Here is a 7,818-nt window from a genome sequence, read left to right as displayed (position 1 = left end):
CTACGCCGCCGCGAGCGGGCGGTGCGGGGCGATGATCTGGCCGTCGGGCAGCAGTTCACCGGTGTCCTCGAAGAGCAGGACGCCATTGCACAGCAGGCTCCAGCCCTGCTCCGGGTGGTTGGCCACCGGGCGCGCGGCCTCCCGGTCGGCGGATTCGGCTGACGGGCAGGCTGGCTGGTGCTGGCACATGGATGCGTTCTTTCGCTGCGGTGTGGTCTGTGTGCTACGGCTCGATGCGTGATTCATGGCCGTCCCCCTGGGTCATCCCCGCACCCGCGGGGAGCGTGTCATCAGTGTTCCCCCATGACAGCCGCTTCGCAGGTATTTCCCGGCAGCTGTCCTCACAGATTGATGACGCATCACTCGTGCGGGCGGTTCAGGCCAACTCCCCTGTCATTTCGGATGGTTCCCAAGTGGCCCGGGTGGACTAGGCCGAATGGGTGATTCGGGTCAGGCGGCGGGCGCGGCCAGGGAGGAGGGCGCCGCCGCCGGTGCCGGGGTCAGCCGACGGGTCAGCACCGGCAGTAGCTCGGAGACCGGATGCGGCCGGTACGCGGCGATGCCCGGCGGGGCCGGGGCGAGGGGCACCAGCAGGTCCTCGCCGGCCGGCAGCCCGGCGGCGGCGTCGGCCCCCACCGCCCCGTGCAGCCACAGGGTCAGCATGTACAGCTCCGGTACCGACAGCAGCCGCGGCTGGTAGCCGGTCGTGAGGGACTCCGCCTGGCGCAGGGCGCGTTCGGTGGCCGCGACGTAGGGGCCCTCGAAGAAATGGGAGAAGACCCAGCCGTCGGGAGTCAGCCGGGTGTCGGCCGCCGCGACGTAGCGGTCCCCGCTGCGGATCAGGAACCGCCAGCCCGTGAGCCGGGTACGCGGCGGCCTGCCGCCGGCCGCGAGGTTGGACATGCCCAACCGGTCGAGCACGTGGACCGGAAGCGGCAGTTCGGCGGTCAGCGGCCCCTGGATCGCGCGCAGGGCCGGGGTGTGCGCCTCGTGGACGGCGGTGGGGGAACCGAGTGCCGCGAGGACGCTGCGCAGGGCGGGCGCGGGAGCCGGAGGGACATGCAGCGGCATGGTGGGTCGCCTCTCACTTGGGAGACCGGTGGAACGGGGGCAGGTGCGGACTCGCATTCTGGGGCCAGAGGGGGGCCGAGGGGCAATGGCCGCGCGCCAACTCTCTGCCTCGTTTGCGGAGTTTATACGACATGTGTTCACGCAGTGTTTCGGCTAGCTGTCCCGCCTATTGCCGGCAAGGCGCTTACCGGACCCGCTGACATGGCATTCATGCCGGATGCGCGCGAACATGTCGCGCTGACCTCGGAGGTTACCGGACGGGGGCTCGGCTGGAAAGCATCGGTTATCCGAACAAGGCAAAGTCGAAGCGGAATTTGCAGGACGCGACTTGCCAGGTGAATGTGCCGAAGCGCCCTTCGGCCAAACCGGCGCGCGCTCCTCGCCACGCACGCCCCTCGCGCGTTATGGATCACGCTGCCGGGGCATCATCGACCGTAACGCGAGCCTGGGTGTCACGGGCCAGGCCCAGTCGAGGAGGGACGCTTCGATGGGGGAGAAGATCGTGGCAGGCGGATTCGACCTGTCCGATCGGCAGCGGTATCGAAGGAAGCTCCACGAGTGTCTGGAGGGACTGGAGCGGCTCTTGGCGGAGAAGAGGTTCGATCGCCCGAAGAACATGATGGGGCTGGAGATCGAGCTGAATCTCACGGGTGCCGACGGGTTGCCGAGAATGGTGAATGCCGAGGTGCTGGAGCGGATTGCGAGCCCCGATTTCCAGACCGAACTGGGAATGTTCAACCTGGAGGTGAACGTCCTTCCGCACCGGCTCGGCGGCCGGGTATTCGACCAGCTCGCCGAAGAACTCAGCGCCGGGCTGGGCTATGCCCACAGGCAGGCCGCGGAGATCGACACCGGAGTGGTGATGATCGGCATTCTGCCGACGATCTCCCGTGCGGACCTGGTCACCGCCAACCTCTCGGCGGTGGACCGCTACGCGCTCCTCAACGAGCAGATCCTGATGATGCGCGGGGAGGACTTCACGCTCGACATCGACGGCGTCGAACGGCTGATCTGGACCTCCGGGTCGATCGTGCCGGAGGCCGCCTGCACATCCGTGCAACTGCATCTGCAGGTGACCCCGGCCCGGTTCTCGGCGGTGTGGAACGCGGCGCAGGCGGTGGCCGCGGTCCAGATAGCCGTCGGCGCCAACTCGCCCTTCCTGTTCGGGCGTGAGCTGTGGCGGGAGTCGCGGCCGCCGCTGTTCACGCAGGCCACCGACACCAGGCCGCCCGAGCTCCAGGCGCAGGGCGTGCGGCCGCGCACCTGGTTCGGGGAGCGGTGGGTGGACTCGGCGTACGAGCTCTTCGCCGAGAACGTCCGCTACTTCCCCGCCCTGCTGCCGATATGCGACGAGGAGGAACCGCTGCGGGTGCTGGCCGAGGGCGGGGTACCGGGGCTGCAGGAGCTGGTCCTGCACAACGGCACCGTCTACCGGTGGAACCGGCCCGTGTACGGGGTCGCCGACGGGGTGCCGCACCTGCGGGTGGAGAACCGGGTGCTGCCGGCCGGGCCGACCGTCGCCGACGTCGTCGCCAACGCCGCCTTCTACTACGGGCTCGTACGCACCCTCGCGGACGAACCGCGGCCGGTGTGGACCCGGCTGCCCTTCGCCGAGGCGGAGGCGAACTTCGACGCGGCCTGCCGGTACGGAATCGACGCACGGCTGCGGTGGCCGCGCCGGGGCCGGGCCGGAGGGCTGGCGAGCGTGCCCGCGGTACGGCTGGTCCTGGACGAGCTGCTGCCGATGGCGGCGGCGGGACTGGACGCCTGGGGCATCGAGCCCGCGGACCGGGACCACTACCTCGGCATCATCGAGGAGCGCTGTCGGCGCCGGGTGAACGGGGCGACCTGGCAGGTGGACACCTATCACCGGGCGCTCGCCGCCGGAATGGAGCGGGACGAGGCGCTGGCCGCGACGACCCGGCGGTACACCGAGCTGATGCACAAGGGCGACCCGGTGCACACCTGGCCGGTGGGACCGGCGGAGGAGGTGAGCGCCTCGGTGCCCGTCGTGCGCTGACCGGCCGCGCGCCCGGCACCGTCCGGCGGCCGCGGTGATGACCCCGCAGCGATCCTCCCGGTCCGGCGAGGAGGCAGTATGGGGTGATCGCAACGGGATGGCAGGACGGAGTCGGGCGTGCGGACGGAGCCGGAGCCGGTGTTCGTGGAACTGGACGAGGACGGGCGGCGGAGCCTGCTGCGCACCGAGACGCTGCTCGTCCTCGCGCTGTCGCTGGGCGCGAGCGGGGTCTCGGCGCTGATCAGCTTCATCGGCTCGCTCACCAAGCCCGGCGGTCTCAAGGACCAGGCGGCCACGCTCAACGGCTCCTACGCCCCGGGCCGGCCCTGGCTGGACCTCGCCTGGCAGCTGTTCGGCATCGCGAGCGCCCTGGTGCCCGTACTGCTGGTGGCGCACCTGCTGACCCGCGAGGGCGCCCCCGGGCTGCGGGTGCTGGGCTTCGACCGCACCCGGCCCTGGTGGGACCTGGGCCGGGGCGCCCTCGTCGCGGCCGGGATCGGCAGCGCCGGGCTGGCCTTCTACCTCGGCGCCCGGGCCACCGGTTTCAACCTCACGGTGGTGCCGGAGGCGCTGCCGGACGTGTGGTGGAAATTCCCCGTACTGATCCTCTCCGCGCTGCAGAACGCCGTCGTGGAGGAGGTCATCGTGCTGGCCTACCTGCTGCGCCGGCTGGACCGGCTGGGCTGGTCGCCGATGGCCGCGCTGCTGGCCAGCTCGCTACTGCGCGGCTCGTACCACCTCTACCAGGGCATCGGCGGCTTCCTCGGCAACGTGGTGATGGGCGTCGTCTTCGTCCTCGCCTACCGGCGCTGGGGCCGCGTGGGACCGCTCGTCGTCGCGCACGCGCTCCTCGACCTCGTCGCCTTCGGCGGGTACGCCCTGCTCGCGGGCAAGGTGGGCTGGCTGCCGACACCGTGACCCGGGACGGCCCCACCCGATCGGCCCTTCCGGGCGGTGGCGGGCGCCGGGGCGGTGCGACGCTGGAGGGGAGCAAGGAGGCGCGCCCGGTGGCTGTTGTGGACACCCTGGTACCGTTCGCACCTTTCTTCGTGCCCGTGGTCACCGGTCTGGTGGGCGGCATCAGCCTCCTCGTCCGGGACCGCCGCGAGGCCCATAGCTCCGACCACCACTACCGCAGGCGCCTGGAGAAGGCCCAGCTGGAGATCCAGTTCCTCTCGGGCTGGATCCAGGCCAAGCAGCTGGCGCCGACCGACGCCCCGCCCCCGGACCCGGAGCCGGGGCGCTGGCTCGACGAGTGCTACGCCTCGGTGCGCCGGGCCAAGGAGGACACGGGCGGCCGCCACCGGACCGGGCCGGTCACGCTGCGGCGCCTCCTGCTGCTGGGGGAACTGAGCGGCCCGGCGAAGACTGTGCGGGTCGTCTACTGGATCACGCTCGTGTTGTTCAACGTGGCGCTCGCGTGGTGGTTGAACGCGCTCGTCGCCGGCGTACCCGGTTTCATGCACGAGGAAGGCGCCTCCGAGGCCGAGGAAATCGCCTCCTTTCTGGCCCTGGCAGGCGTCCTCTTCGTCGTGTCGGCCGTTCTGTGGTGGAGGACGGTGCACCTGGGCGCGGCGGAGCCGGCACAGATCTACCGCAAGCGGATCGATTCGGCCGCCTGGGTGGAACAGGAGGAGAAGCGGCGGAATGCCGCACGCGCGAAGGCCGATGCGAAGGCACAAAGGAAGGCGCGGTCGAAGAGCGGTGCGGAGGGGATCGGCAAGGGCGGCGGGGGCGGGCCCGCGGACTGAACCGGCCCAAGCGGGCCCCGCGTCCGTGCCCCGTGGTCACCCCCTCGGTCCGGCCGCGGGCGGGGGCGCGAGGAGCTCGCCGTCGACGACGGTGACGGCCCGGCCGGTCAGCAGGGTACGGTCGCCCGCCAGGGTCACCCGTACGAGACCGCGCCGCGCACCGCCCTGGAGGCCGGTCAGCTCGGTGCGGCCCAAGCGCTCCGCCCAGAACGGGGCGAGCGCGGTGTGGGCGCTTCCGGTCACCGGGTCCTCGTCGATCCCGAAGGCGGGGAAGAAGCCGCGGGAGACGAAGTCGTACCCGAGAGAGGGATCCTCGGCGGGCGCGGTGACGATCACCCCCCGCCGGGCGAAGGCGCGCAGGGCCGCGTGGTCCGGCTCCAGCTCGCGGACGGTCTTCTCGTCGGCGAGTTCGACGACGAGGTCGCCGATGTGGTCGGCGGTGTCGTGCACGGAGAGGATCGGGGGGCCGCCGAGCGCGTGGTCCACGGCGGCCGGCGCGGGCACCGGGATGAGCGAGGACGTCGGGAAGTCCATGGTGATCGTGCCGTCCTCGGCCGTCTCCGCGGTGAGGACGCCGCAGCGCGCGGAGAAACGGATCAGTCCCGTGGCGAGCCCGCTGGTCGCCAGCACGTGCGCGGTCGCGAGGGTGGCGTGGCCGCACATGTCGACCTCGGCGGCCGGGGTGAACCAGCGCAGCGCCCAGTCGGCGTTCCCGCCGGGCGGCAGGGGGTGGGCGAACGCGGTCTCGGAGAGGTTCAGCTCGCACGCGACCTGCTGGAGCCAGGTGTCCGCGGGGAACGCGGTGTCGAGGAGCAGGACTCCGGCGGGGTTCCCGTGGAAGGGGCGGTCGGTGAAGGCGTCGACGATTCGGATGCGCATGCCCCGACGGTAGGGCGATTACTTGATCGTCGACAAAGGCCAATCGGGGGTGACTGGCCCGGTCGGGCAGGTGCACGGACCGGCGCAGGGCGAGCTCGACCAACTGCCGGAGTCGTCGGGCGCGGCCCGGCCCGGCGGTACGAGAAGCAGCGCCGCGGCGCTGACGACCGACCTGTGACAGCGAAGTTTGGCTACGCGCCAGGGGAGTTCGACCTCTCGGAGTGGTACAGGCCATAGCCGCGCCCGGAGCTGTCCCGTCTCCGATGAGCTGGTCCGGGAGCGGGGCCGTCGCCTGCGGCGACCGGATCGATCGAGACGACGCGGCGCCGGAGATTCCGGTCGATCCGGTCCTGGTCGGACGGATACCTCCCGCTGTCTCATCCGATCCGGTCCGTCCGCACCGTTTCGTGGACCCCCCGGGCTTCGTCGGCTCAGCAGTTCGTCGTCACCAGGGGACGACGCCGTCGTCCTCGAAGAACGAACCGCTCGGGCCGCCGTCGGGCAGTGTGGCGAGCCGGATCGCTGTGGCCGCGCCCTGTTCGGGAGTGCGAGGTCCGTGAAAGCCTGTGAAGTCGGTGGCGACCAGGCCCGGGCAGGCGGCGTTGATCAGGATGTTCGTCCCGGCGAACTGCCGGGCGTACTGGACGGTGAGGGCGTTGAGGAACGACTTCGACGGAGCGTAGGCCGCCATGATCGGGCCGATCTCGGTGTCGGGGTCCGCCTGCCGGGCCAGGGAGCCCACGCTGCTGGAGACGTTGACGATGCGTGGCGAGGCCGAGCGTCGCAGCAGCGGCAGCATGGCGTTGGTCACCCGGACGACACCCATGACGTTGGTATCCACGACCGTGCGGAGCACTTCCAGATCGAGCGCGGTCGGGTCCTGCTCCCACCCCAGGCCCATCTCGCCCGAGACGCCGGCATTGTTGACCAGGGCGTCCAGGCGCCCGACCAGCCGTTCGACCAGCTCCGCGGCATCGGTGACGCTGCGGTCGTCGGTCACCTCCAGCGGCACCCCGAACGCGTCCACGCCGAGGGCGCGCAGCTTCCTGACGGCGGTTTCGCGTCGGATCTCGTCACGGGCTCCCACGCCCACGCGGTACCCGAGGCCTCCCAGCCCGGCCGCGATCTCGTACCCGATGCCCTTGTTCGCGCCGGTCACCAGCGCGATCATCGATTCACTCATGCTGATGATGGTGGCCCTCGGACGAACAGCGCGGCCAACACCGATACGGTGCCCTGTGATACCTGTCAGGTATCACCGCGTATGCTGCGGCCGTGGACGCCCTGGAAACCCGCGAGTTGAGGTACTTCGTAGCCGTCGCCGAGGAACTGCACTTCGGGCGCGCCGCCGAGCGCCTCGGCATGGCCCAGCCGCCGCTGTCGCGGGCGATCCAGCAACTCGAACGGCGCCTCGGGGTCTGCCTGCTGCAGCGCAACCGCCGTGGTGTCCGCCTGACCGGTGCCGGCGAGGTGCTGCTGCACGAGGGTCGGGCGGCCCTCGACGCGACCGTCGCCGCCGCTCGCCGAACCCGGCGCGCCGGCGGTGCCGACAGCCCCGGCGGCCCCGGCAATCGGCTGGTACTCGCGGTGAAGGCCGCCGCGTCCCACGAACTGCTGCGGAAGCTTCTCTACGTCTACGCGGCCGAGCCCGACAGTGCCGAGATCGAGGTGCTGCCGTGTGGCATCTGCGAGCAGGAAGAGCTGCTGCGGGACGGACGCGCCGATGTCGCGCTCATGCACACGCCGTGGAACTCCCTGGCCGGGTTCGACAGCGAGGCACTGGCGACCGAGGGGCAGGTCGCCGTTCTGCCGGCCGGGCACCCCCTCGCCGCCCGCGAGACCTTGTGCCTGGCCGATGTCAGGGACATCCCCGATCTGCCGCTCGCCCGCTGGCCCACCCGCGGCGTTTACGCGCCCGGTCCTGGCCCCGAGATCCATAATCAGACGCAACTGGCCCAGCTGATCGCCCTCGGACGCACCGTGGCGGTCGTCCCCGACTCCGCCCGCTCCTGGCTGTGGGCCGAGCACACGGCCGTCCCTCTGGCCGACGCGCCTTCCGTCGTGACCCACATCGTCTGGCCCGCGCACAGCCGCTCC

General features: G+C 71.3%; 9 protein-coding genes. 5 read left to right on the top strand and 4 right to left on the bottom strand.

The annotated features are described in order from the left end of the window. Together ACWGIU_RS22855 and ACWGIU_RS22850 are read right to left on the bottom strand one after the other, a co-directional pair. A complete protein-coding gene (locus tag ACWGIU_RS22855) occupies positions 1–189 on the bottom strand; it encodes a DUF5999 family protein (RefSeq protein ID WP_030009772.1) in 189 nt (62 codons plus the stop codon). A gap of 261 nt (positions 190–450) precedes the next feature. Continuing rightward, positions 451–1,071 (bottom strand): hypothetical protein, encoded by a 621-nt coding sequence (locus ACWGIU_RS22850; RefSeq protein ID WP_030770351.1) that lies wholly within the window; start codon positions 1,069–1,071, stop codon positions 451–453. Positions 1,072–1,558: 487 nt separating this feature from the next. Here ACWGIU_RS22850 and ACWGIU_RS22845 point away from each other — a divergent pair, with 487 nt between their 5' ends. The 3 genes from ACWGIU_RS22845 to ACWGIU_RS22835 all read left to right on the top strand — a co-directional run bounded on the left by ACWGIU_RS22845 (position 1,559) and on the right by ACWGIU_RS22835 (position 4,842). Next, positions 1,559–3,091: a glutamate-cysteine ligase family protein gene (locus ACWGIU_RS22845; RefSeq protein ID WP_453708543.1), complete on the top strand. Its 1,533-nt coding sequence runs from the start codon at positions 1,559–1,561 to the stop codon at positions 3,089–3,091. Positions 3,092–3,208: 117 nt separating this feature from the next. After that, positions 3,209–4,009, top strand: coding sequence for a CPBP family intramembrane glutamic endopeptidase (locus ACWGIU_RS22840; RefSeq protein WP_453708541.1), 801 nt, complete (start codon positions 3,209–3,211; stop codon positions 4,007–4,009). An 89-nt stretch (positions 4,010–4,098) separates the two neighbouring features. Then, positions 4,099–4,842, top strand: a complete 744-nt coding sequence (locus ACWGIU_RS22835) for a hypothetical protein (RefSeq protein WP_453708540.1) — start codon at positions 4,099–4,101, stop codon at positions 4,840–4,842. 36 nt (positions 4,843–4,878) lie between these two features. On the opposite strand, the gene ACWGIU_RS22830 is transcribed toward ACWGIU_RS22835, so the two are convergent. Beyond that, on the bottom strand, positions 4,879–5,721 hold the full coding sequence (locus ACWGIU_RS22830) for a PhzF family phenazine biosynthesis protein (RefSeq protein WP_453708538.1): 843 nt from the start codon (positions 5,719–5,721) through the stop codon (positions 4,879–4,881). 49 nt (positions 5,722–5,770) lie between these two features. Here ACWGIU_RS22830 and ACWGIU_RS22825 point away from each other — a divergent pair, with 49 nt between their 5' ends. After that, entirely contained in the window at positions 5,771–5,899 is a 129-nt protein-coding gene (locus ACWGIU_RS22825) for a hypothetical protein (protein WP_453708536.1), read from the top strand. A gap of 267 nt (positions 5,900–6,166) precedes the next feature. On the opposite strand, the gene ACWGIU_RS22820 is transcribed toward ACWGIU_RS22825, so the two are convergent. Beyond that, the gene (locus tag ACWGIU_RS22820; protein ID WP_453708534.1) at positions 6,167–6,904 is read right to left on the bottom strand and encodes an SDR family oxidoreductase; all 738 of its coding nucleotides are present in this window, start codon (positions 6,902–6,904) and stop codon (positions 6,167–6,169) included. Positions 6,905–6,996: 92 nt separating this feature from the next. On the opposite strand from ACWGIU_RS22820, the gene ACWGIU_RS22815 reads away from it, so the two are divergent. After that, on the top strand, positions 6,997–7,818 hold an 822-nt coding region (locus ACWGIU_RS22815), incomplete at its 3' end, for a LysR family transcriptional regulator (protein ID WP_453708532.1).

It is taken from the genome of Streptomyces sp. NPDC054840 (genome assembly GCF_053611065.1).
The sequence above is the reverse complement of the archived record's forward strand: the minus strand, read 5'-3'. Positions and strand labels throughout refer to the sequence as shown.

Coding starts and splice junctions, on each gene's coding strand:
- ACWGIU_RS22845 (WP_453708543.1), top strand. CDS start 1,559: ATGGGGGAGAAGATCGTGGCAGGCGGATTCGACCTGTCCGATCGGCAG.
- ACWGIU_RS22855 (WP_030009772.1), bottom strand. CDS start 189: ATGTGCCAGCACCAGCCAGCCTGCCCGTCAGCCGAATCCGCCGACCGG.
- ACWGIU_RS22820 (WP_453708534.1), bottom strand. CDS start 6,904: ATGAGTGAATCGATGATCGCGCTGGTGACCGGCGCGAACAAGGGCATC.
- ACWGIU_RS22830 (WP_453708538.1), bottom strand. CDS start 5,721: ATGCGCATCCGAATCGTCGACGCCTTCACCGACCGCCCCTTCCACGGG.
- ACWGIU_RS22850 (WP_030770351.1), bottom strand. CDS start 1,071: ATGCCGCTGCATGTCCCTCCGGCTCCCGCGCCCGCCCTGCGCAGCGTC.